We start from the raw sequence: 22,198 nt of genomic DNA on the forward strand, positions 1-22,198 counted from the left end.
CCATCAACCAAACGCCGCACGCTGCCAATGCGCCTCGCTTATGATCGCAATGTTCGCACCCGCTTCCCTGATTTCCACGGCTTTCTTGATCTTCGTGCCATAACTGCTGTGCAGCCACTGCTCGTTGCCAATACTGCCAATGACCAGGTAGTGGGTCTTCTTGTTCACCCCCGCGGCGATTGAACCCCCACGTTCGACTACCAGCGCTTCGCATGCTTTGCGAGGCCCGTAAGCCATTGTGCCGGTAAACAGGAACATGCGGCCTGTCCACTCCAGTGTGGGTTCGGGGTTATCGAGTGGCAGTGAGGTGGGTGAAGAGAATGGGTTGTCGCTGCAGCGCGGCTTGCCGGTGAACTGCTGCAATAGCTCAAGCAGTTCAGCCGACTCGGCAGCATCCAGCATATTGTCCTTGAGCATGTCGCTCAGGCGCCGGTACAGCAAATTGATGACCGGATCCTCAAGATGAACGAGTTGCTGCTCCATCCATCCTTTGAGGAACTCGGCTTCTTGTTGATTGACCTGATTGTCAGCAGTCAGGCCCGCAGCGATTCCAATCAACCCATCAACCGAGCGCTGCGCGATCCGCGCTTCGTGAAAAAAGCGGCTGTTCTGAAATTCCTGATGAAGATCGACCATTCCCTGTTCCTCGTTGCTATTCCATCAGCATCACAGCGTTGGCGTATTTTTCCTGGTCCGGTGTGAACGTTGTCAGCATGCCGGTGTGATTACAGGTCAGGGTGAGCTCTGTTCGCGTATCGATGAACAGATCCTCGCCGCGAAGGCCCTGCCATTGCGCCAGGTACTTGAACGAACCGTACTTCATCGGTTTCTTCAATGCGCGATCATGGCCACCTTTCCAACCTAGCACCGGGAGCGCGCCATCGGCGCAGTGCCGGGCAAGTTCTGGCTGGGCCAGAGCCCGCTCACGGCCAATCTCCCAGCAGCGGATCAAGCCCTCGTCGGGCCCCTTCCATGCTTCTTCCCAGGTGATCAAGGGGCGGATGGGGTGATGAATGGGGCGTCGAATGACCCCGGTAGCTCGATCCATGACTGAGATTGTCCGTAATGTTCAGTTGGTCTGGATGCTACTAATTGGCCACTATCGTGTCCAGTGCTCGCCGACCCCAGCTCTGCGTTCAGTCAAGGCTGTGCTGCAACGCCTCGATAAACACCTCTTCCGCGCGGCTGAAGCGCTGCTCCCTGTTCCACAACAGGTGGATATCCACATCGGCAATCCCTTCCTGCGGCGGCAGCTTCCACAACAACCCGGCGTCTACATCCGGCGCTACCACATGCTCGGGCAGGCAACCTATGCCAAACCCGGCAATCACCAGCCGGCGTACCTCCTCAAGGCTTGGTGACGATGCCACGATCCGCCCGGCAAACCCCTGCTGGTCGCGGAAAATGGTCAGGGGCGACAGCATGCCGCCAATCTGGTCACTGGTGAAACTGACGAAGTTCTCGCGCTGCAGATCGCCCTCGTCCTGGCCAAATAATGCGTGGTGCTTGCCACAGAAGAATGCATAGCGCTGGCGCAGGAACAACCGTTGCTCCAGCCGTGGCTGCGCACGCCGGTTAAGGCTGAGGCCCGCCGTGGCGGTTTTTTCCTGCAGGGCGGCAACGATGTCGGAGCTGCGCATCACGTCGATCTCCAGCTCCACCCGCGGGTGCTGGCGGTGGAAGTCGGCGAGGAAGTCGTCGAAGTGTTCGTTGACGATACGGCTGATCATCAGCAGGCGTACCTTGCCCACCAGTTCGTCCGCCGGCTGCTCCAGCAAGCCGCCGATCTGCGACATCTGCCCATAGACCTCGCCAGCCAGCTGGAACAGCTGCTCGCCCATTTCCGTCAGCACGAAGCGCGGCCCGCGGCGGGCGATGAGCTGGCGGCCAAGCTGTTCTTCAAGGCGCTTGAGCGCCTGGCTCACTGCCGGCTGGGTGAGGTGCAGGCGGGCGGCCGCACGGCTGATGGACAGCTCCTGGCCGATGACCCGGAAGGTGCGCAGCAGGTTCCAGTCGAGGCGGTCGTTGAGCAGACGGTCGGGCATGGCAGGGCTCGATAATAAGCAAGGCTAATATTTCGAATAATAAATAGAAAATTGACTAATCATAGCCCCGGGCCGATAAATCGCAGGTATCGAGGCCTGCCGAGTCGGTGTTGGATTCTTCGCGGGCTTGCCCGCTCCCACAGGGTTACCACAAGTTTCGAATGCTGCGCAGTACCTGTGGGAGCGGGCGAGCCCGCGAAGAATCCAACACCGATTCAACAGGTCAAGCGCCACAAGAGCGCCCCCGTGCCCCTGACAACTCCTGCCAGAACAACAAGCAAAGGAGCCCCCATGAAGCCCACCGCTTCCCCCCAGCCACGCCGTGCCGCCGCCGCCGCGTTCATCGGCACCATGATCGAGTGGTACGACTTCTACATCTACGCCACCGCCGCCGCCCTGGTGTTCGGCGCGCTGTTCTTCCCCTCCGACAACAGCCTGTTCAGCACCATGGCCGCGTTCGGCACCTTCGCCGTTGGCTTCTTCGCCCGGCCGCTGGGGGGCATCGTCTTCGGCCACGTGGGCGACCGTATCGGCCGCAAGAAGTCGCTGGTCATCACCTTGCTGATGATGGGCATCGTCACCGTGGGCATCGGCCTGCTGCCGACCTACGCACAAATCGGCGCCACCGCGCCGGTACTGCTGATCCTGCTGCGCATCGTCCAGGGCATTGCCGTGGGCGGTGAGTGGGGCGGGGCGGTGCTGATGGCCGGTGAACATGCACCCAAGGGCCGGCGCAACTTCTTTGCCTCGTTCGCCCAGTTGGGCAGCCCGGCGGGCCTGATCCTGTCGCTGCTGGCCTTTGGCGCGGTCACCCGCCTGCCGGAAGAAGACCTGATGAACTGGGGCTGGCGCGTGCCGTTCCTGGCCAGCGCGCTGTTGCTGCTGGTGGGCCTGGCGATTCGCCTGGGGGTGAATGAGTCGCCCGAGTTCATCGCCAGCCGCGAGCAGGCGGAAAAGGCCCGGCGCAAGGAGCAGGCCCCGGTATTCGAAGTGCTTCGCACGGCCTGGCGCCCGCTGTTGCTATGCATCGGTGCCAATACCTTGGGTATTGCCGGGGTCTACTTTACCAACACCTTCATGATCAGCTACACCACCACGCAATTGCACCTGGAGCGCTCCTTGATCCTGGAGTGCCTGTTCTTCGTGGCGATCATCCAGTTCTGCGTGCAGCCGTTGGCCGCCTGGCTATCGGAAAAGATCGGCGCCACCCGCTTCCTGGCCCTGGTCGCGTTGCTGGCGATGGCCTCGCCTTACCCGATGTTCGTGCTGGTCAGCTCTGGCCAGGGCCCGTTGATCGTGCTCGGCATCGCCCTGGCCGCAGCGTGCATGGCGTCGTTCTACGCGGTGATCGCCGGCTATGTCAGCGGCATGTTCGACACCCGCGTGCGCTACACCGCCATATCCCTGGCCTACCAGATCTGCGGCGCCATCGCCGGCGGCCTGACCCCGCTGATCGGTACGTGGCTGGCCCACACCTTCACCGGCCAATGGTGGCCGATGGCGGTGTTCTACACCCTGATCGCAACCATTTCGCTGGTCTGCGTGCTCGCCCTGGCGCGCCAGTACGCCCGCAGCCAGCGCCTGGAACTGGCCTGATCGAACCGCTTTTTTCTGGAGTACCCGCACATGTTGAAAAGCAATGGCGAACGCCTGTGGGCGAGCCTGATGGCCATGGCCGAAATCGGCGCTACCGCCCGTGGCGGCAGCTGCCGCCTGGCCCTGAGCGACGAGGACAAGGCTGGCCGTGAACTGTTCAGCCACTGGTGCCGCGAAGCCGGCCTGACGCTGACTGTGGATGCCATCGGCAACCTGTTCGCCCGCCGCGCTGGCAGCGACCCCGATGCAGCGCCGGTGATGATGGGCAGCCACCTCGACACCCAACCTGAGGGCGGCCGTTTCGATGGCGTCTACGGTGTGCTGGCAGGCCTTGAAGTGGTGCGCCGGCTCAATGACCTGAACATCCAGACGCGCAAGCCGCTGGAAATCGCCGTATGGACCAACGAGGAGGGCGCCCGCTTCACCCCGGCCATGTTCGGTTCGGCGGTGTTCACCGGTACCCTGGCGCTGGACGAAGCGCTGGCCATTCGCGACGCCGATGGCATCAGCGTCGCCGACGAACTGCAACGCACCGGTTACGCCGGCCGGCGCCCGCTGGGCGGCCAGGTCGATGCCTATTTCGAGGCGCATATCGAGCAAGGTCCGATCCTTGAAGACAACGCCAAGGCCATTGGCGTGGTCAGCGGCGGGCAGGCTATCCGATGGCTCGACGTCACGGTCGAAGGCATGGCCGCGCACGCCGGTACCACGCCGATGCCACTGCGCAAGGATGCCCTGTATGGCACCGCGCGGATGATCCAGGCAGTCGAGCAACTGGCTGCCGATTTTGCCCCTGAAGGCCTGACCACGGTGGGTGAACTGTCCATCGCCAAGTCCTCGCGCAACACCATTCCGGGGCTGCTGCAGTTCACAGTCGACCTGCGTCATCACCGAGACGAAGCCATCGAGGCGATGGAACGCGAGCTGACGTTGAAGCTGCAAGCCATCGCCAATCAACGCGGGTTGCAGGTGCGTATCGAGCGCCACTGGACAAGCCCGGCCACGCCATTCGATGCCGATTGCGTAGCCGCCGTGCAGCAGGCGGTGGATGGCCTGGGCTATGCCCAGCAGTCGATCGTCAGCGGTGCCGGCCACGACGCCATCCTGCTGGCCCGCTACTGCCCGACCGCCATGGTGTTCATCCCCTGTGTCGGCGGCTTGAGCCACAACGAAGCCGAAGACGTATTGCCCGACGACGCCCGCCAGGGTGCCGATGTACTGCTCAATGCCGTGCTGGCCCGCGCGGGCATTGTCGAACAAGGAGAAGCCTGATGCGTTGCTACTTCCACCCCGAACAACTGCTGCACCACCCACGCAGCTACTACTCGCGCGGCGCCATGCGCACCCCGCAGGAAGTCCCCGAGCGTGCCCAGCGCCTGCTGCAGGCGGCCAAGGATCTGGGCTTCGACATCCGTCAGCCTGAGGACGCCGGCCTCGAGCCGCTCAAGGCAGTGCATGGCGAGGCCTACCTGGCCTTCCTCGAAGAGGCCCATGCGCGCTGGAAGGAAGTGCCCGAGGACTGGGGCGACGAGGTCATGTCCAACATCTTCGTGCGTGAACCCAACGCCTTGCGCGGCATCCTCGCCCAGGCCGGGCGCTACCTGGCTGACGGCAGCTGCCCTGTAGGCGAACACACCTGGCGCTCGGCCTATTGGTCTGCGCAAAGCGCAGTGGCCGGTGCCAAGGCCATTCTCGACGGCGAGCCGGCGGCCTATGCCCTGTGCCGACCGCCAGGCCACCATGCGCGCTTCGATGCGGCCGGTGGTTTCTGTTACCTCAACAACGCCGCTGTCGCTGCCCAGGCCTTGCGCAGCCGCTACAGCCGCGTGGCCATCCTCGATACCGACATGCACCACGGGCAGGGGATTCAGGAAATCTTCTACGACCGCCGGGATGTGCTGTATGTGTCGGTGCATGGCGACCCCACCAACTTCTACCCGGGTGTGGCCGGGTTCGCGGACGAGCGTGGCAGCGGTGCGGGGGAGGGGTACAACCTCAACTTGCCGATGGCGCATGGGGCTAGCGAAGCGGACTTCATGGGCCAGCTGGAGGTTGCGCTGGCTGCAGTGAAGGACTTCGGCGCCGAGGTGCTGGTGTTGTCGCTGGGGTTCGATATCTACGAACTCGACCCGCAGAGCAAGGTGGCGGTGACGACTGAAGGGTTTGCGGTATTGGGCGAGCGGATTCGGGCGATGCGCTTGCCGTGCCTGATCGTGCAGGAAGGGGGGTATCACCTGGAGAGCCTGGAGGCGAATGCGCAGGCGTTTTTTGCCGACAAGGCGGACTGGCGATAACGTAGTGTCGGGGCTGACAGGTGCTTGCCTTGACAGTTTCAGCGCCTATGAGATCGAGCGCCGCCCGCGCGGCGCTTCGCGGGACAAGCCCGCTCCCACATCTGTTTCGGGCCAGTCACTCCTGTGAGGGCACCTGTGTCCGCCTTGTTTGTTCCATTCGATATCGAGGGGGCGCGACTGCTCTTCATCGATCTTCAGCCATGCCCCAAGGCTGCAACCTATCTGGCGCAGGAGTAATTGGCCCGAAACAGATGTGGGAGCGGGCTTGTCCCGCGAAGCGCCGCGCGGGCGGCGCTCGATCTCATAGGCGCTGAAGGTGTTGTGGCGAACACCCCGCAGCCCGTTACACCCCACCCCGCCGCACATGCTTCACCAACACCTTCTCCAGCAACTCCCACATCGCCGGCTCGGTACTGAACGCCACGTTGAACCGCATCCAGCCGGTCGCTTTGGCATCGACCATGAACAACTGCCCAGGCCCCAACATGATGCCTTTCTCCAACGCATCATCCAGCAACGCCGCGCTGTCCGGAATCGCCGGGTGGCGGGTCCAGATATACATCCCTTCATCCGACTCGATGAACAGCTCGAAGCCCAACCGATGCAGATGCCGGCCAACTTCCTGGTGCGCCTCGGCCAGCCGCTGGCGCAGGCGCTTGAGGTGCTTGCGCCAGCGCCCGTCGATGATCGCGGCATACACCACACGCTCCATAACCTGCGAGGTGGTCAGGCCAGAGCGCATTTTCAGGTGCAGCAGCTTCTGCATCAGCTCGGGGTTGGCCAGCATGTAGCCGACCCGCACATTGGGCGAAATGCTCTTGGAGTAGCTGCCCACGTACACCACCTGCTGCAGGTGGTCGAGGCTGGCCAGGCACGGCTGCGGTTCGGCGACCATGTCGGCGTACAGGTTGTTCTCCACCAGGCGGAAGCCGTGCTGGCTGGCCAGTTGCAGCAGGCGGTGCAGCTGCGGTAGCGGCGTGCGCGAGCAGGTCGGGCTGTGCAGGTGCGGCTGGGTGAAGAATGCAGTGGGGCGGTGATGGGTGAGCAACTGCTCCAGCTGGTTCAGGTCGTAGCCGGCCGGTGTGCGCGGCACGCCGACCAGAGTCGCGCCCTGGGTACGCAGGATGCTCATCAGGTTGGGGTAACCGGGGTCGTCCACCAGCACCACGTCGCCCGGGCGTACCAGGGTGCGCGCGGCCAGGTCCAGGGCCTGGCTGGCGCCATGGGTAAGCATCAGCTGCGCCGGGTTGGCGACGATCGACAGTTCCTGCTGCAGGTTCTGTGCGGTCAGTGCACGCAGCTCCATCAGGCCCATGGGGTCGCCGTAGCCCGACAGCTCCAGCGGGCTGCCGGCCACCTGGCGCAGGCCGCGGCGCAGGCCGTCTTCGTACATCCAGTCGTTGGGCAGCCAGCCGCAGCCAGGCTTGAACGGCAGCTGGCGGATTTCGAAGATCTGCTGCAGGTACCACTCGGAGTTGAACGTTGGTCGACTGGTGTCGGCCTCGGCGTTGTGCGGGTCGAGCAATTCGCCCGCCGCGCGGTTGACGAAGAACCCCGCATTGCCCCGGCTCACCAGCAGGCCCTGGGCGACCAGACGGTCGTAGGCCTCGACCACGGTGAAGGTGCTCACCGAATAGCTCGCGGCAAAGGCGCGGATCGAGGGGACCTTGGCGCCTGGCTTGAGGGTCTGGTTGTCGATCAGCTCGCGCAGCCCGTCGATGATCTGGTTCACCAGCGGGGTCGAGGAGTCTGGATGTAATTCGAACATTTGGGCCTTCAGGTTGCGTATCGCCCGGCGTTTGCAAGGTGTATTGCATGGGCGACCTGTACAGTGCAGTGCGAGTTTCATGCCACTGTGCATGGCTCTCTGCGTCGGACATTTTTACATTAGGTGTCAGATATCGCCACCTAAAGCATGTTCAGTTCGCTCCAGGCGCCTGCCCTGGGGCGCGTCAGCAGGCCGCCATGGAAGGCCTGCGTGTGTTCGCTCACACCATCCTGCGCGCATTAGCACTGATGTACGTGAAACCGCCAGCCATCGGGGTTTCACAGTTTTCCTTGGATAAAAAGAAGCACGGGGTACACAACTGATGGACGCAACATCCACAACCACCACCGCGAAAAGCGGGCATGAGAGCAAGCTCAGTGCCTCGCTCAAGTCGCGCCACCTGACGATGATGTCGATCGCCGGGGTTATCGGCGGCGCCTTGTTCGTCGGTTCCGGCAGCGTGATTCACAGCGCCGGCCCAGCTGCTGTGCTGGCCTACCTGGCAGGCGGCATCCTGGTGGTACTGATCATGCGCATGCTGGGTGAAATGGCGACTTCCTCGCCAGACACCGGTTCGTTCTCCACCTACGCCGATCGCGCCATCGGCCGTTGGGCCGGTTTCACCATCGGCTGGCTGTACTGGTGGTACTGGGTCATCCTCATGGCCTGGGAAGCTTATGTGGCGGGCAAGATCCTGCATGGTTTCTTCCCCGACGTCAGCGTCAACGTGTTCGTGCTGGCCACGACCCTGTTGCTGATCACCGTCAACTTCTTCAACGTCAAGCACTACGGTGAGTTCGAGTTCTGGTTCGCCTTGATCAAGGTGATCGCGATTGTCTGCTTCCTGATCGTGTGTACCGCTGCCGTGCTGAACATCTGGCAGTTCGGTGAAGTGCGTGGCATCAGCCACCTCACCGCCGAAGGCTTCATGCCCAATGGCATCACTACAGTGATCGGTGCCTTGCTCGGGGTGATGTTCGCCTTCCTCGGTGCGGAAATCGTCACCATCGCCGCTTCCGAAGCCAAGGACCCGGCCGCGCAGATCGTCAAGGCGACCAACTCGGTGGTCTGGCGTGTGTGCCTGTTCTACGTGGGGTCGATCTTCCTGATCGTCTGCCTGGTACCGTGGAACGACCCGCACTTGGGCGTTTCCGGCTATGGCGCCTACCGCCGCACCCTGGAGCTGCTGGGCGTGCCGTATGCCGAGCTGCTGATGAACTTCGTGGTGCTGACCTCGGTGAGCAGCTGCCTGATCTCGGGCCACTACACCGCTTCGCGCATGCTGTTCTCCCTGGCCCAGCGTGGCGACGCGCCGTCGTTCTTCAAGATCACCCGCGCCGGCACCGGTGTACCGGTGTACGCTATCATGGGTTCGTGCGCCGTGGCCGTGGTGTGTGCGCTGATCAACTTCAGCGAGACCCTGCGCCCGAAAGACGTGCTGGAAACCCTGATGAACACCACCGGCATGATTGCCCTGCTGGTGTACCTGGTGATTGCTTTCTCGCAGCTGCGCATGCGCCGCAAGCTGGTTGCCGAAGGCAAGGAAGTACGCCTGAAGATGTGGCTGTTCCCATGGCTGACCTACCTGGTGATCGCGTTCATCGTGGCCGCCCTGGTAACCATGGCCTTCATGCCTGACTACCAGATCCTGGTGATTTCCACCGGTATCGCCGCGGCAATCGTGGTGGCGATGGGTGTAGTGCACCAGATCCGTACTGGCAAGCAGCACTAAGCGTCACTCGCTTCTCGAAACGGCCGGCTCCCTGGGGGACCCGGCCGTTTTGCGTTATTGGGCCAGGGGTATATGGCCGCCTGTTACATGGCATATGCTGAACACATTGCCCGCCCAAAGGAGCTTCACATGGCCTGGTCCGCCACCCAGTATTCGCAATTCGAAGACGAGCGTACCCGCGCGGTGCGTGACCTGCTGGCCGCTGTACCGGCACGCCCTGTACGCCACGCCACCGACCTGGGCTGTGGCCCTGGCAATTCCACCGAGGTGCTGCTGCAACGTTACCCGGATGCCCAGGTGACGGCCCTGGACAGCGACCCGGACATGATCGACAAGGCCCGCGAGCGCAAACGGCTGTGCATCCCCCGCGTGCGCACAGTCATCGCTGACATTGCCGGCTGGTCCGCCCCCGAGCCGCAGGACCTGATCCTGGCCAATGCCTCGCTGCAATGGGTACCCGACCACGCCTCGCTGTACCCGCACCTGGTGCGCCAGCTGAGCGAAGGTGCCAGCCTGGCCGTGCAGACCCCGGACAACCTCGATGAGCCGGCCCACCGGCAACTGCGCGAAATCGCCAGCCAGGGACCTTGGGCGGCGAAGTTCGCTGATTTCCAGCTGCCGCCACGGCACAGCGCGGCGTTCTACTACGACCTGCTCAGCCCGCTGTGTGCACGGGTGGATGTGTGGCGCACCACTTACCACCACCCGTTGGCCGGTGGCGCAGAAGCCGTGGTGGAATGGTTCAAGGGTTCGGCCTTGCGACCGTACCTGGCGCGGTTGGATCCCCAGGAGCAGACGGATTTCCTGCAGATGTACCTGCAGGCGATGCAACGCGACTACCCGCCGGCCACCGATGGCAAGGTGCTGTTGCCGTTCCCGCGGCTGTTCGTGATCGCTACCCGCTAGGGCGGCGCCAGCGCCAGGCCACGTAACCGTAGACGCCGAGGTTGAGCAGCAGCACGAAAGTGCCCAGCAGCAGCTGGATGTGTGGAGTCAGCCCGGCGGGGTAGATCAACGGCCAGATATAGTGCTCGACGAAGCCGCCCTGGTAGCCCGCGTCACCAGCCGCGTTGCGCATGCGGTTTTCCCAGGTGGTCAGCGGGCAGCCCAGGTGCAGGCATTCCACCGCCAGGCCCCAGGCCAGCACCGGCAGGTGCAGCAGCAGGGCAGGGCGCCAACGCAGTACCAGCAGGCCGCCGAACAGCACCAGCAGGATGAAGAGCAGGTGCAGCAGGACCAGGGTGTCGGCGGCAAGGCGGTAGAGCATGGGTTGTGTGCCGAGGGTTGAGGTTATCCCAGCATAGTTGGGTTGCCTGTACCGGCCCCTTCGCAGCACAAGGCTGCTCCTACAGGGGAATGCGATAATCCTGCAGGAGCAGCCTTGTGCTGCGAAAGGGCCGGCACAGGCTTACAACCCTTCCTCCACCATCTGCAGGAAGGTCGCCACCACCCGCCGCGTGCGCTGCTCGCTCAGGCACACCAGTGTCTCGGTCAGGTGCCGCTGGCAATCGACGATCGGCAACGCGCACACCCGCGCATCCGCACCAAACTCAGCCGCCGACACCACCCCCACACCAATCCCCACCACCACCGCTTCCCGCGCCGCTTCCCGGCCTTCCACCTGGATCGCCGGGCGAATCCGCAGCCCGGCCCGTTGCATTTCTTCTTCCAGCGTCTGCCGCGTCACCGACCCGGGCTCGCGCAGTACCAGCGGTGTATCGTCCAGGTCCGCCAGGCTGATCGCGCCGCGGCTGGCCCAGGGGTGCTGGTGCGAGACAAACGCCACCATCGGGTCGCGGCGCAGCGGCAGGCAGTGCAGCCGCTCATCGTCGACGTCCCGCCCCAGCAGGGCCAGGTCGGCTTGGTAGCTAAACAGCCGGGCCAGCGACTCGTCGGTGTTGCCGGTCTCGATCTTGACCTGGATGCCCGGGTAGCGCTGGCAGAAGCGGGCGATCTGCGGCAGCACGTGCACCGGCGCGTCCACCGCCAGCACCAGGCTGCCGGTGTGCAGCGCACGCGAATCCTGCAGCAGTTCATGGGCCTCGGCCTCGCAGGCGAACAGGCGCTGGCTGATGCCCAGCAGGCGTTCGCCGAGGTCGGTGAGCTGCACCGAACGCTTGTTGCGGTGGAACAGCAAGACGCCGAAGCGCTCCTCCAGTTTGCGCACCTGGTCCGACACCGCGGGCTGGGTAAGAAACAGCTTTTCGGCGGCGCGGGTAAAGCTGCCGTGCACCGCGACGGCGTGGAAGGCCTTGAGTTGTGCGTGGGAAACCGACATGACGACCTCAGTAACAAGCTGGGCTTATGTGTGAAATACGATAAATCGATTTTATTTATCTTAGCGCAACTGTTTCCATGCATGTCAGCCCGACGCTGGCACCACAAGTGCCGCCAGGGCCATGGCACCCAAACGGCGCCATCTGACCCGATGACAGCCTCGTCATCGCTGTGCGTAACACAAGAACAAGACAGGCGTTTCTTCACATTCTGCCGGCACACTCAAGCAAGAGGTCAGACTTACATGAACCAATCCCTAGCCGCGTTCAAACGCTGGCGTATCCAGATTTTCGCCATTACCTGGCTGGCCTACGCCGCCTTCTACTTCACCCGCAAGGCCTTCTCGGTGGCCAAGCTGGGCATCGGTGAAGACCCCGACTTCATGCTCGACAAGGCCGCCATGGCCAACCTCGACGCCATCTACCTGGCCGCCTACGCCGTGGGCCAGTTCACCTGGGGCATGCTTGCCGACCGCTTTGGCCCACGCGTGGTGGTGCTCGGCGGCCTGCTGATTTCTGCTGTTGCGGCGGTGGTAATGGGCAGTTACGCCACATTCCCGATCTTCGCCACCTGCATGCTGGTGCAGGGCCTGGCGCAATCCACCGGCTGGGCCGGGTTGTGCAAGAACATCGGCAGCTTCTTCCCGGCGTCGCAGCGTGGGCGGGTGCTGGGCCTGTGGAGTTCCTGCTATGCCTTCGGCGGCCTGGTGGCCTCGCCGTTCGCCGGCTGGTGGGCCTACACCCTGGTCGGTACCTGGCACGCGGCATTCTTCTCCAGTGCCGCGGTGGTGGCACTGGTGGCCGTGCTGTTCTTCTTCCTGCAGCGCAACAAGCCTGAAGACGTCGGCCTGCCGGCGGTGGAGCCCGAGCCGCAGAGCATGGCCCCGGCCGGCAACCTGTGCAGTGTGTGGGCGCCCCTGAAGGAGATCATGCGCAACCGCACGGTGCTGACCCTGGGGCTGGCGTACTTCCTGTTGAAACCGGCGCGCTACGCCATCCTGCTGTGGGGGCCGGTGATCGTCTTTGAGCAGATGCCCTCGGTGGGCAAGGTGGGGGCAGCGATCATCCCGACAGCCTTCGAACTGGCCGGGCTGCTCGGCCCGATCATCATCGGCCTTGCCTCCGACAAGCTGTTCGGCGCCCGGCGCATGCCGGCCTGTGTCATCAGCCTGGTGCTGCTGACCGTGGCGCTGGCGGCATTCATGGCGGCCATGCACACCGGCAGCGTGATCCTGGTGGTGGCCCTGCTGTTCGTCATGGGCCTGACCCTGTACGGGCCAGACTCGATGATCAGCGGTGCTGCGGCCATCGACTTCGGCACCGCCAAGGCCGGTGCCACCGCAGCAGGTTTCGTCAACGGCTGCGGCTCGGTGGGGGCGGTGCTGGGCGGGCTGCTGCCGGGATACTTCGATGGCGTCACGGTGTTCATCGTGTTTGCCGGCTGCGCGCTGTTCTCGGCGCTGGTGCTGCTGCCGCACTGGAACAGCCGCCCGGCCAGCGCTGCGCAAAGCACCGACGTGGCACCGAATACCAGCATGGCAATCAAGCCATTGCGTACCTGAAAGGAAAGCGAGCGAATGAGACCCTTCTGGCTGCAACAGGCCCTGGATTCGGCGCAAGAGGCGGTGTGCCCGCCGCTGCAAGGCGATGCCCGTTGCGATGTATGCATCGTCGGCGGCGGCTATACCGGCCTGTGGACCGCACTGATGCTCAAGGAAGCGGTGCCGGCCCTGGATATCGTGCTGATCGAGGCCGATATCTGCGGTGCCGGTGCCAGTGGCCGCAATGGTGGCTGTGCGTTGTCCTGGTCGGCCAAGTACTTCACCCTCGAGCGGTTGTTCGGGGTGGCCGAGGCGGTGCGCCTGGTGCGTGAGTCCGAGCGTAGCATCGGTGAAATCGGTGCGTTCTGCGCGGCCAATGGCATCGACTGCGACTACCGCCTGGACGGCACGCTGTACACCGCTACCAACGCCGCGCAGGTCGGCGCCACCGACGCGGTGATCGCTGCGCTGGAGCAAAAGGGGATCAACTCGTTTCGCCGCCTGCCGCTGCCGCAGGTGCAGCGTCTGGCGGGTTCGGCGCGGCACCTGGAAGGCTGGTTCTCGCCGGCCGCGGCCACGGTGCAGCCGGGCAAGCTGGTGCGCGGCCTGCGCCGGGTGGCCTTGCAGCGCGGCGTGCGCATCCATGAGGGCACCGCCATGACCGGCCTGGAGCACGGCGCCCCGGTGCAGGTGCGCACGGCCCATGGCACGGTGCGCGCCGACCGCGTGGTATTGGGCCTGAATGCCTGGATGGCGCGGGCTTTCCCGCAGTTCGAACGCAGCGTGGCGATTGTTTCCAGCGACATGGTGATCACCGAACCTTGCCCCGAGCTGTTGCACCAGGTCGGCCTGGACAGCGGCATCAGCGTGCTTGATTCGCGGATTTTCGTGCATTACTACCACAACACCTCCGATGGTCGGCTGATGCTCGGCAAGGGCGGCAATACCTTCGCCTATGGCGGGCGCATGCTGCCAGTGTTCGACCAGCCGTCGCCGTACCGGCCGCTGCTGCGTGAAAGCCTGGGCGGGTTTTTCCCGGCGCTGGCCGAGGTGCCGCTGGCGGCCAGCTGGAACGGGCCGTCCGACCGCTCGGTGACCGGTTTGCCGTTCTTTGGCCGGCTGGACGGGCAGGGCAACGTGTTCTACGGCTTTGGTTACTCCGGCAGCGGCGTCGGGCCGTGCCACATGGGCGGGCAGATTCTGTCGTCGCTGGCACTGGGGCTGGACAACCCATGGACCCGTTCGCCGCTGATCAAGGGGCCGCTGGGGCTGTTCCCGCCCGAGCCGATCCGCTACCTGGGTTCGCTGATGGTGCGCAATGCCATCCGCCGCAAGGAGCGGGCCGAGGACCGTGGGCTGCGGCCGCGCAGGCTGGATGTGCGCCTGGCGCGGTTTGCCGCGGCGGCGGGCAAGGCCGATAAAGGCTGATATTTTGGGGGCGCTTCGCACCCCTGTCGCGACACAAGGCCGCTCCTACAGGGGGACGCGCAAGCCCAGATTGGCGCGCTTCTTCTGTAGGAGCGGCCTTGTGTCGCGATAGGGTCGCGAAGCGGCCCCAGCGATTTCTTGTCGAACACAGGCCAGAGGGCGTATAAACTGCACCCACTTTTGGCCGGTCGCTTCCTGAACCGGCCGCTGAAACAAGAGAGTCGACATGGGCGCACAGTGGAAAGCCAAACATAAAGAAGCCGCGGCCAACGCCAAAGGCAAGATCATGGGCAAGCTGTCCAAAGAGATCCAGATCGCCGCCAAGTCCGGCGCCGACCCGGACATGAACCCACGCCTGCGCCTGGCCATCGAGCAGGCCAAGAAGGCCTCGATGACCCGCGAGACCCTGGAGCGCGCAATCCGCAAGGGCGCGGGCCTGGACGGCGATGCCGTGCAGTACTCGGCGGTAAGCTACGAAGGTTTCGCCCCGCACCAGGTGCCGCTGATCGTCGAGTGCCTGACCGACAACGTCAACCGCACCGTCGCGCAAATCCGCGTGCTGTTCCGCAAGGGCCAGCTGGGTGCCAGCGGTTCGGTGGCCTGGGACTTCAACCATGTCGGCCTGATCGAAGCCACCCCGAACGGCGACGCCGACCCGGAAATGGCGGCCATCGAAGCCGGCGCCCAGGACTTCGAGGAAGGTGACGAAGAGGGTTCGACCCTGTTCATCACCGACACCACCGACCTTGACGCCGTGCAGAAGGCCCTGCCGGAGCACGGCTTCACCGTGACCTCGGCGAAGATCGGCTACACCCCGAAGAACCCGGTGAGCGCGGCCAGCCTGAGTGCCGAGGCGCTGGCCGAGGTGGAAGCGTTCCTCGAGGCGATCGACGAGAACGATGACGTGCAGAACGTTTATGTTGGCCTGACTGACTGATCTGCTTCTCTGGGGCCGCTTTGCGGCCCAATCGCCGGCAAGCCAGCTCCCACAGGTACAGCACAAGCCCCGATGGTTGTGGTGACCCTGTGGGAGCTGGCTTGCCGGCGATTGGGCCGGTCGATCCTTTAGAAGGGAGCCTGTATGAACCCCGCTTTCGCCTCCCTCAGCCTCGCCCACCTGCGCACCCTCGACCACCTGCTGCAGCTGAAGAACCTCAGCCACGCCGCCGAGCGCCTCGGCGTCAGCCAGTCCGCACTTAGCCGCCAGCTGGCCCACCTGCGCGAAGCCTTCGACGACCCCTTGTTGGTACGCCAGGGCCGCGGTTACGTACTCAGCGAACACGCCGAAGCCCTGGTCGAACCCCTGCGCCAGGTTCTCGAGGAGCTGCACGCCCTGCGCCAGCCCGCAGTGTTCGACCCGGCGCGTTGCGAGCGGCGCTTCTGTCTGGCCGCGTCGGACTATGTGGCCGAGCACATGCTGCCGCTGCTGGTGGCGGCGCTGGAGCGCGAGGCGCCGGGTGTATCGCTGGAGTACCGCACCTGGCAGGCCGGCCAGTACGCCTTGCTGGCCAGCGGCGAGATCGACCTTGCCACCACGTTGTTCGACGAGTCGCCACCCAACCTGCACGGTCGGCTGTTGGGGGAGGACCGGGCAGTGTGCCTGATGCGCCACGACCACCCGCTGGCTGCCCACGGTGCGCTCAGCCAGGCCGACTACCTGGCGCACAAGCATGTGCGTATTTCCGGCGGAGGCGACAAGGACAGCTTCATCGACCGCCACTTGCGCGCCCAGGGCCTGCAACGGCAGGTCAGCCTGGAAGTGCCGTTCTTCTCGGCCACCGTGCAGGTGATTGCCAACAGCCAGGCGCTGGCCACCGTGCCCGAGCACATCGCCCGGCAGCTGTGCCGCCTGCATGACCTGGCCTGGCGGCCGCTGGGCTTCATCGACCACAGCCAGCGCTACTGGGTGGTGTGGCACCAGCGCCTGCAGGCCTCGGCCGAACACCGCTGGTTGCGCAACCGGGTGTTCGAGTTGTGGCGCCAGTCGCAGTTCGGTGTGCAGGGTGGGCATGCGGGTTTGCCATAGCAGGTATGCGCGAAGCGGGGTTATTCACTTCGGGACAGGTGCCTAGACTGGGGGCATTGTGCTGCCTGCGCTGGCCTCTTCGCGGGCACAGGCAGCGAAAAACCCCACAGGAGACCCCAGGTGACCCCCGAACAATTCCGCCAGTACGGCCACCAACTGATCGACCTGATCGCCGACTACCGCCAATCCGTCGGCGAGCGCCCGGTCATGGCCCAGGTCGAGCCCGGCTATCTCAAGGCTGCGTTGCCTGCACAGGCCCCCCGGCAAGGCGAGCCTTTCGCAGCGATCCTTGACGACGTCAACCAGTTGGTCATGCCCGGCCTGTCCCATTGGCAGCACCCGGACTTCTACGGCTACTTCCCCTCCAATGGCACCCTGTCGTCGGTCCTCGGTGACTTCCTCAGCACTGGCCTGGGCGTGCTGGGCCTTTCGTGGCAGTCCAGCCCGGCCCTGAGCGAGCTGGAGGAAACCACCCTCGACTGGCTGCGTCAGCTGCTCGGCCTGTCTGGCCAATGGAGCGGGGTGATCCAGGACACCGCATCCACCAGCACCCTGGTGGCGCTGATCTGCGCACGGGAACGCGCCAGCGACTACGCACTGGTACGCGGCGGCCTGCAAGCCCAGGCCAAGCCGCTGATCGTCTATGTCAGCGCCCATGCCCACAGCTCGGTGGACAAAGCCGCATTGCTGGCCGGTTTTGGCCGCGACAACATACGCCTGATCCCGACCGACGAACGCTACGCTCTGCGCCCGGAGGCCCTGCAGGCTGCGATCGAGCAGGACCTGGCCGCTGGCAACCAGCCTTGCGCGGTGGTCGCGACCACCGGCACCACCGCCACCACGGCCCTCGACCCTCTGCGGCCGATCGGCGAGATCGCCCAGGCCCATGGCCTGTGGCTGCATGTGGACTCGGCCATGGCCGGCTCGGCGATGATCCTGCCGGAATGCCGCTGGATGTGGGACGGCATCGAGCTGGCCGATTCGCTGGTGGTCAACGCGCACAAGTGGCTGGGCGTGGCCTTCGATTGCTCGATCTACTACGTGCGCGACCCGCAGCACCTGATCCGGGTCATGAGCACCAACCCCAGCTACCTGCAGTCGGCGGTGGATGGCGAGGTGAAGAACCTGCGTGACTGGGGTATCCCGCTGGGCCGCCGGTTCCGCGCATTGAAGCTGTGGTTCATGCTGCGCAGCGAGGGGGTCGAGGCGTTGCAGGCACGGCTGCGGCGTGACCTGGACAATGCCCAGTGGCTGGCCGGGCAAATCGGCGCGGCGGCGGAGTGGGAGGTGCTGGCGCCGGTGCAGTTGCAGACGTTGTGCATTCGCCATCGGCCGGCGGGGCTGGAAGGGGAGACGCTGGATACGCATACCAAGGGCTGGGCCGAACGGCTGAATGCGTCTGGGGATGCCTATGTGACGCCGGCGACGCTGGATGGGCGGTGGATGGTGCGGGTGTCGATTGGCGCATTGCCGACCGAGCGGGAGCATGTCGAACAGCTCTGGGCGCGCCTGCAGGAAGTAGTCAAGGGCTGAAACTGCCGGGGCCGCGTTGCGGCCCATTCGCCGGCAAGCCAGCTCCCACAGGAACCGCACAAGGCTTGAAGCCTGTGCGGTCAAGGTGGGAGCTGGCTTGCCGGCGAAAGGGCTCCCACAGGGACCGCACAAGGCTTGAAGCCTGTGCGGTCAAGGTGGGAGCTGGCTTGCCGGCGAAAAGGCTCCCACAGGGACCGCACAAGGCTTGAAGCCTGTGCGGTCAAGGTAGGAGCTGGCTTGCCGGCGAAAGGGCTGCAGAGCAGCCCCCTGCAATCTCAGTGGCTCACCGCCTGAAAGCTACCTTTACGGCTAGCTTCATACGCGGTCTTGTCCATCGGCTTGGCATCGGGGTTACCCAGGTCTTCCATCGCCAGGCGATGGGTTTCCGGTGCAATGTAGGCTGCCAAAGCACACACGCAGGTGATGAAGAACGCCAGGCTACCAACCACCAATGGGATGTTGTCCGAACCGGGCGGGGCTACCAAGGCGAACAGCGCCGGCAGCATGGCGGTCAGCATGGTGCCGATGTTCTGCGCGATGGCCATGGCCGAAACGCGGTAGCGAGTGTGGAACAGCTCTGGGTAGAAGCTTGGGAACACCGCGTTGTAACCCTGGTACACCATGCCCCACATCACGATCGACGAGGCGAACGCCAGCGGTACGTTCTGGATGCTGATCGCATACAGGTAGACGAAGGCCAGCAAGCCCGAGCCCAGGCAACCGGCGATCATGGTCGGGCGACGGCCGATCTTGTCGGACAGGTTGCCGACAAACGGTATCACCAGCACCGCGACGATGTTGCCGACTACCGGAATCCACAGGTACACGCTCTTGTCGAAGCCGATGCCATAGGCCGGCTGCACCGCGTAGGCCGCACCGAAGATGGTGGCGACCACCGGGATCACGTTCATCAAGGCCATGAACATCACCAGCACCATGTGCTTCCAGCTGTGGCGGAAGGCCTCGCTGATCGGCGACTTGGCGACCTTGTCCTGCTTCTCTTCCTTCACGAACGCCGGGGTTTCGTGCACTTCCTTACGGATGATGAAGCCGGCGATCAGCACGAAGGCGCTCAGCAGGAACGGAATGCGCCAGCCCCAGTCGTTGAAGGCTTCGCTGGGCATGAAGTAGGCCAGCGGCAGGAACACAGCCGCCGCCAGCACCTGGCCAGCCTGCACGCCTTGCAAGGTGAAGCTGGCGTAGTAGCCCCGTCGACCGAACGGTGCGTGCTCCATGATCATGGAACTGGCTCCGGAGATTTCCCCGGCCACGGCAAAGCCCTGGACCAGGCGCAGCACCACCAGCAACGCCGGGGCGAGCAGCCCGATGTCGTGGTAGGTGGGCAGCAGGCCAACGGCCATGGTCGACAGGCCCATCAGGAACATGCACAGCAGCAGTACGTTCTTGCGGCCGCGGGTGTCACCCCAGTGGCCCAGCACGAAGGCGCCGACCGGGCGCGCCAGGTAACCCACGCCGTAGGTGGCCAGCGAGGCGATGATGGCCATTTTCGGGTCGGTGTTGGGGAAGAAGATCTGCGGGAAAATCAGCGCAGCAGCCTGGGCGTAGATGAAGAAGTCGTAGTACTCGAGTGCCGAGCCTATCCATCCACTGGCAGTCGCTTTCTTGGCTTGAGAGCTGGAGTGAGCCATCGTTGTCTCCGTTGTTATTGTTGTTTGCACAGGTTCCGCCGGAGATTCGCCAAGGCAGGAGGCGAGGGTCGGTGTGCCTGCGTCTGTGGTTCATGTTGACCACGGGCCAGTGGGCTGGCAATTCGCTAAAATCGGTTTTGTTCGATAATCGAACGCAAAACTAACCATTCCGTACAAAGGGATTGAAGCGACGACTTTACCTGCGAATAATCGATCGTGCCAGGAACTGTGGTCCTGATTTTCCAGGTCTGGCCCTATCGCCGGCAAGCCAGCTCCCACAAGGTATGCGCCAATCCTGTGGGAGCTGGCTTGCCGGCGATAGGGCCGGTACAGGCAGCCCTGGCCTCAACTCTCCAACAACAAGGAACTCCCGCCATGCAGCGTTCGATCGCTACCGTGTCCTTGAGCGGCACCCTGCCGGAAAAGCTCGAAGCCATCGCCGCCGCCGGTTTTGACGGCGTCGAGATCTTCGAAAACGACCTGCTCTATTACGCCGGCAGCCCGCGCCAGGTACGGCAGATGTGCGCCGACCTGGGTATTGCCATCACCCTGTTCCAGCCGTTCCGCGATTTCGAGGGTTGCCGCCGCGACCGCCTGCAGAAGAACCTCGACCGCGCCGAGCGCAAGTTCGACCTGATGCAGGAACTGGGTACCGACCTGGTGCTAGTGTGCAGCAACGTCCAGGCCGATGCCCTGGGTGAAGAGCAATTGCTGGTCGACGACCTGCGCCTGCTGGCCGAGCACGCTGGCAAACGCGGCCTGCGCATTGGCTACGAAGCCCTGGCCTGGGGCCGCCACGTCAATACCTACCAGCAGGTCTGGAACCTGGTGCGCCAGGCCGACCACCCGGCCCTCGGGGTGATCCTCGACAGCTTCCACACCTTGTCGCTCAAGGGCGACCCGAGCGCGATCCGCGACATCCCCGGCGACAAGATCTTCTTCGTGCAAATGGCCGACGCGCCGATCCTGGCCATGGATGTGCTGGAGTGGAGCCGCCACTTCCGCTGCTTCCCGGGGCAGGGCGAGATGGACATGGCCGGTTTCCTGGCGCCGATCCTTGCCACCGGCTACCGTGGGCCGCTGTCGCTGGAAATCTTCAACGACGGCTTCCGCGCCGCGCCGCCCCGGCAGAATGCCGCCGACGGCCTGCGTTCGCTGCTGTATCTCGAAGAGCACACCCGCCTGCGCCTGGAGCAGGAAGGTACCTCGATCGAGCCCGGTGTGCTGTTCACCCCACCGGCGGCCAGTGCTTATGACGGCGTGGAGTTCCTTGAGTTTGCAGTCGACGAAGCCGTCGGCGCGCGCCTGGGCAGCTGGCTGAAGCGCCTGGGCTTTGCCGATGCCGGCAAGCACCGCAGCAAAGAGGTGCAGTTGCTGCGTCAGGGCGATATCAACATTGTGCTGAACGCCGAACCCTATTCCTTCGGCCACAACTTCTTCGAGGCCCACGGGCCGTCGCTGTGCGCCACCGCGCTGCGGGTCAAGGACCAGCAAGCCGCCCTGAAGCGTGCCACCGCCTTCCGTGGCCAGCCGTTCCGTGGCCTGGTCGGGCCCAACGAGTGCGAAGTGCCGGCGGTACGTGCGCCAGATGGCAGCTTGCTGTACCTGGTGGAGCAGGGCACTGCCGGCCAGACCCTGTACGACACCGACTTCAGCCTGGACAAGAACGCCACGGCCACCGGCGGCCTGCGCCGTATCGACCACATGGCCCTGGCCCTGCCGGCCGAGTCGCTGGACAGCTGGGTGCTGTTCTACAAGAGCCTGTTCGATTTCGAAGCCGATGACGAAGTAGTGCTGCCGGACCCGTACGGCCTGGTCAAGAGCCGCGCGCTGCGTAGCCAATGCGGCACCCTGCGCCTGCCGCTGAACATCTCGGAAAACCGCAACACCGCCATCGCCCATGCGCTGTCCAGCTATCGTGGTTCGGGCGTGCACCACATCGCTTTCGATTGCGACGACATCTTCCGCGAAGTGGCGCGGGCCAAACTGGCCGGGGTACCGTTGCTGGAAATCCCGCTGAACTACTACGACGACCTGGCGGCGCGTTTCGATTTCGACGACGAGTTCCTCAGCGAACTGGCCTACTACAACGTGCTGTACGACCGCGATGCCCAGGGCGGCGAGCTGTTCCACGTGTACACCGAGCCGTTCGAAGAGCGTTTCTTCTTCGAGATCATCCAGCGCAAGGGGGGTTATGCCGGTTACGGTGCGGCCAACGTTGCGGTGCGCCTGGCGGCCATGGCCAAGGCCCGCAGCGGGGCGGCGCGCAAGCCGGTCCTCTGAGCCCGGCGCGGTCCCTGTAGGAGCGGC

At 64.4% G+C, this 22,198-nt stretch carries 19 protein-coding genes; 12 read left to right on the top strand and 7 right to left on the bottom strand.

The features are described from left to right. Positions 1 to 3: 3 nt before the first annotated feature. From GEV38_RS11255 to GEV38_RS11265, 3 genes are all read right to left on the bottom strand, one after another. Positions 4 to 636, bottom strand: coding sequence for a BRCT domain-containing protein (locus GEV38_RS11255; RefSeq protein WP_015269938.1), 633 nt, complete (start codon positions 634 to 636; stop codon positions 4 to 6). 16 nt (positions 637 to 652) lie between these two features. Further along, a complete protein-coding gene (locus tag GEV38_RS11260) occupies positions 653 to 1,048 on the bottom strand; it encodes a hypothetical protein (protein ID WP_023662326.1) in 396 nt (131 codons plus the stop codon). An 88-nt stretch (positions 1,049 to 1,136) separates the two neighbouring features. Beyond that, positions 1,137 to 2,045, bottom strand: a complete 909-nt coding sequence (locus GEV38_RS11265; protein ID WP_013972045.1) for a LysR family transcriptional regulator — start codon at positions 2,043 to 2,045, stop codon at positions 1,137 to 1,139. A gap of 291 nt (positions 2,046 to 2,336) precedes the next feature. Between GEV38_RS11265 and GEV38_RS11270 the strand changes: the two genes are divergently transcribed. Genes GEV38_RS11270 through GEV38_RS11280 form a run of 3 tightly spaced genes read left to right on the top strand, consistent with a single transcriptional unit; the run spans position 2,337 to position 5,935 of the window. Next, positions 2,337 to 3,641, top strand: coding sequence for an MFS transporter (locus tag GEV38_RS11270; RefSeq protein WP_013972046.1), 1,305 nt, complete (start codon positions 2,337 to 2,339; stop codon positions 3,639 to 3,641). 30 nt (positions 3,642 to 3,671) lie between these two features. Further along, positions 3,672 to 4,913 (top strand): Zn-dependent hydrolase, encoded by a 1,242-nt coding sequence (locus tag GEV38_RS11275; RefSeq protein ID WP_015269941.1) that lies wholly within the window; start codon positions 3,672 to 3,674, stop codon positions 4,911 to 4,913. Beyond that, positions 4,913 to 5,935: a histone deacetylase family protein gene (locus GEV38_RS11280; protein ID WP_015269942.1), complete on the top strand. Its 1,023-nt coding sequence runs from the start codon at positions 4,913 to 4,915 to the stop codon at positions 5,933 to 5,935. The genes GEV38_RS11275 and GEV38_RS11280 overlap by 1 nt, the downstream gene beginning before the upstream one ends. Positions 5,936 to 6,278: 343 nt before the next feature. Here GEV38_RS11280 and GEV38_RS11285 read toward each other — a convergent pair whose 3' ends face one another. Then, entirely contained in the window at positions 6,279 to 7,703 is a 1,425-nt protein-coding gene (locus GEV38_RS11285) for a PLP-dependent aminotransferase family protein (protein WP_015269943.1), read from the bottom strand. Between the two features lie 47 nt (positions 7,704 to 7,750). On the opposite strand from GEV38_RS11285, the gene GEV38_RS11290 reads away from it, so the two are divergent. From GEV38_RS11290 to tam, 3 genes are all read left to right on the top strand, one after another. Continuing rightward, complete coding sequence (locus GEV38_RS11290; protein ID WP_085619209.1) at positions 7,751 to 8,026, top strand: hypothetical protein; 276 nt, start codon at positions 7,751 to 7,753, stop codon at positions 8,024 to 8,026. Further along, positions 8,026 to 9,435 carry an amino acid permease gene (locus GEV38_RS11295; protein WP_013972050.1) on the top strand — a complete coding sequence of 470 codons (1,410 nt, stop codon included), beginning with the start codon at positions 8,026 to 8,028 and terminating at the stop codon, positions 9,433 to 9,435. Before GEV38_RS11290 ends, GEV38_RS11295 begins: the two co-directional genes overlap by 1 nt. 129 nt (positions 9,436 to 9,564) lie before the next feature. Then, positions 9,565 to 10,341, top strand: a complete 777-nt coding sequence (gene tam, locus GEV38_RS11300; protein ID WP_015269944.1) for a trans-aconitate 2-methyltransferase — start codon at positions 9,565 to 9,567, stop codon at positions 10,339 to 10,341. Here the strand turns inward: tam and GEV38_RS11305 are convergent. Both GEV38_RS11305 and GEV38_RS11310 read right to left on the bottom strand, forming a co-directional pair. Continuing rightward, positions 10,331 to 10,702 carry a DUF2784 domain-containing protein gene (locus GEV38_RS11305; RefSeq protein ID WP_015269945.1) on the bottom strand — a complete coding sequence of 124 codons (372 nt, stop codon included), beginning with the start codon at positions 10,700 to 10,702 and terminating at the stop codon, positions 10,331 to 10,333. The two genes, tam and GEV38_RS11305, sit on opposite strands and share 11 nt — an antisense overlap. A 141-nt stretch (positions 10,703 to 10,843) precedes the next feature. After that, a complete protein-coding gene (locus GEV38_RS11310) occupies positions 10,844 to 11,713 on the bottom strand; it encodes a LysR substrate-binding domain-containing protein (RefSeq protein WP_013972053.1) in 870 nt (289 codons plus the stop codon). A 243-nt stretch (positions 11,714 to 11,956) separates the two neighbouring features. Here GEV38_RS11310 and GEV38_RS11315 point away from each other — a divergent pair, with 243 nt between their 5' ends. From GEV38_RS11315 to GEV38_RS11335, 5 genes are all read left to right on the top strand, one after another. Beyond that, positions 11,957 to 13,273, top strand: a complete 1,317-nt coding sequence (locus tag GEV38_RS11315; RefSeq protein ID WP_003259277.1) for an MFS transporter — start codon at positions 11,957 to 11,959, stop codon at positions 13,271 to 13,273. Positions 13,274 to 13,288: 15 nt separating this feature from the next. Further along, the gene (locus tag GEV38_RS11320) at positions 13,289 to 14,680 is read left to right on the top strand and encodes an FAD-dependent oxidoreductase (protein ID WP_015269947.1); all 1,392 of its coding nucleotides are present in this window, start codon (positions 13,289 to 13,291) and stop codon (positions 14,678 to 14,680) included. A gap of 226 nt (positions 14,681 to 14,906) precedes the next feature. Next, positions 14,907 to 15,617 (top strand): YebC/PmpR family DNA-binding transcriptional regulator, encoded by a 711-nt coding sequence (locus tag GEV38_RS11325; RefSeq protein ID WP_013972055.1) that lies wholly within the window; start codon positions 14,907 to 14,909, stop codon positions 15,615 to 15,617. 144 nt (positions 15,618 to 15,761) lie between these two features. Continuing rightward, positions 15,762 to 16,706 (top strand): LysR family transcriptional regulator, encoded by a 945-nt coding sequence (locus tag GEV38_RS11330; RefSeq protein ID WP_015269948.1) that lies wholly within the window; start codon positions 15,762 to 15,764, stop codon positions 16,704 to 16,706. Between the two features lie 120 nt (positions 16,707 to 16,826). Next, positions 16,827 to 18,239 (top strand): DOPA decarboxylase, encoded by a 1,413-nt coding sequence (locus GEV38_RS11335; protein ID WP_015269949.1) that lies wholly within the window; start codon positions 16,827 to 16,829, stop codon positions 18,237 to 18,239. Positions 18,240 to 18,514: 275 nt separating this feature from the next. Here the strand turns inward: GEV38_RS11335 and GEV38_RS11340 are convergent, their stop codons facing one another. Further along, positions 18,515 to 19,888 carry an MFS transporter gene (locus GEV38_RS11340; protein ID WP_015269950.1) on the bottom strand — a complete coding sequence of 458 codons (1,374 nt, stop codon included), beginning with the start codon at positions 19,886 to 19,888 and terminating at the stop codon, positions 18,515 to 18,517. Between the two features lie 375 nt (positions 19,889 to 20,263). On the opposite strand from GEV38_RS11340, the gene quiC reads away from it, so the two are divergent. Continuing rightward, on the top strand, positions 20,264 to 22,171 hold the full coding sequence (gene quiC / locus GEV38_RS11345; RefSeq protein WP_038409298.1) for a 3-dehydroshikimate dehydratase QuiC: 1,908 nt from the start codon (positions 20,264 to 20,266) through the stop codon (positions 22,169 to 22,171). Positions 22,172 to 22,198: the final 27 nt, after the last annotated feature.

Source organism: Pseudomonas sp. 13159349 (assembly GCF_013305685.1).
Lineage (GTDB): Bacteria > Pseudomonadota > Gammaproteobacteria > Pseudomonadales > Pseudomonadaceae > Aquipseudomonas > Aquipseudomonas asiatica.

Bases quoted from the DNA above. Each gene is read 5' to 3' on its own strand.
- GEV38_RS11310 (WP_013972053.1), bottom strand. From the start codon at position 11,713: ATGTCGGTTTCCCACGCACAACTCAAGGCCTTCCACGCCGTCGCGGTG.
- GEV38_RS11280 (WP_015269942.1), top strand. From the start codon at position 4,913: ATGCGTTGCTACTTCCACCCCGAACAACTGCTGCACCACCCACGCAGC.
- GEV38_RS11275 (WP_015269941.1), top strand. From the start codon at position 3,672: ATGTTGAAAAGCAATGGCGAACGCCTGTGGGCGAGCCTGATGGCCATG.
- tam (WP_015269944.1), top strand. From the start codon at position 9,565: ATGGCCTGGTCCGCCACCCAGTATTCGCAATTCGAAGACGAGCGTACC.
- GEV38_RS11290 (WP_085619209.1), top strand. From the start codon at position 7,751: ATGGGCGACCTGTACAGTGCAGTGCGAGTTTCATGCCACTGTGCATGG.
- GEV38_RS11265 (WP_013972045.1), bottom strand. From the start codon at position 2,045: ATGCCCGACCGTCTGCTCAACGACCGCCTCGACTGGAACCTGCTGCGC.
- GEV38_RS11330 (WP_015269948.1), top strand. From the start codon at position 15,762: ATGAACCCCGCTTTCGCCTCCCTCAGCCTCGCCCACCTGCGCACCCTC.
- GEV38_RS11285 (WP_015269943.1), bottom strand. From the start codon at position 7,703: ATGTTCGAATTACATCCAGACTCCTCGACCCCGCTGGTGAACCAGATC.
- GEV38_RS11315 (WP_003259277.1), top strand. From the start codon at position 11,957: ATGAACCAATCCCTAGCCGCGTTCAAACGCTGGCGTATCCAGATTTTC.
- GEV38_RS11295 (WP_013972050.1), top strand. From the start codon at position 8,026: ATGGACGCAACATCCACAACCACCACCGCGAAAAGCGGGCATGAGAGC.
- GEV38_RS11325 (WP_013972055.1), top strand. From the start codon at position 14,907: ATGGGCGCACAGTGGAAAGCCAAACATAAAGAAGCCGCGGCCAACGCC.
- GEV38_RS11270 (WP_013972046.1), top strand. From the start codon at position 2,337: ATGAAGCCCACCGCTTCCCCCCAGCCACGCCGTGCCGCCGCCGCCGCG.
- GEV38_RS11260 (WP_023662326.1), bottom strand. From the start codon at position 1,048: ATGGATCGAGCTACCGGGGTCATTCGACGCCCCATTCATCACCCCATC.
- GEV38_RS11340 (WP_015269950.1), bottom strand. From the start codon at position 19,888: ATGGCTCACTCCAGCTCTCAAGCCAAGAAAGCGACTGCCAGTGGATGG.
- GEV38_RS11320 (WP_015269947.1), top strand. From the start codon at position 13,289: ATGAGACCCTTCTGGCTGCAACAGGCCCTGGATTCGGCGCAAGAGGCG.
- quiC (WP_038409298.1), top strand. From the start codon at position 20,264: ATGCAGCGTTCGATCGCTACCGTGTCCTTGAGCGGCACCCTGCCGGAA.
- GEV38_RS11305 (WP_015269945.1), bottom strand. From the start codon at position 10,702: ATGCTCTACCGCCTTGCCGCCGACACCCTGGTCCTGCTGCACCTGCTC.
- GEV38_RS11255 (WP_015269938.1), bottom strand. From the start codon at position 636: ATGGTCGATCTTCATCAGGAATTTCAGAACAGCCGCTTTTTTCACGAA.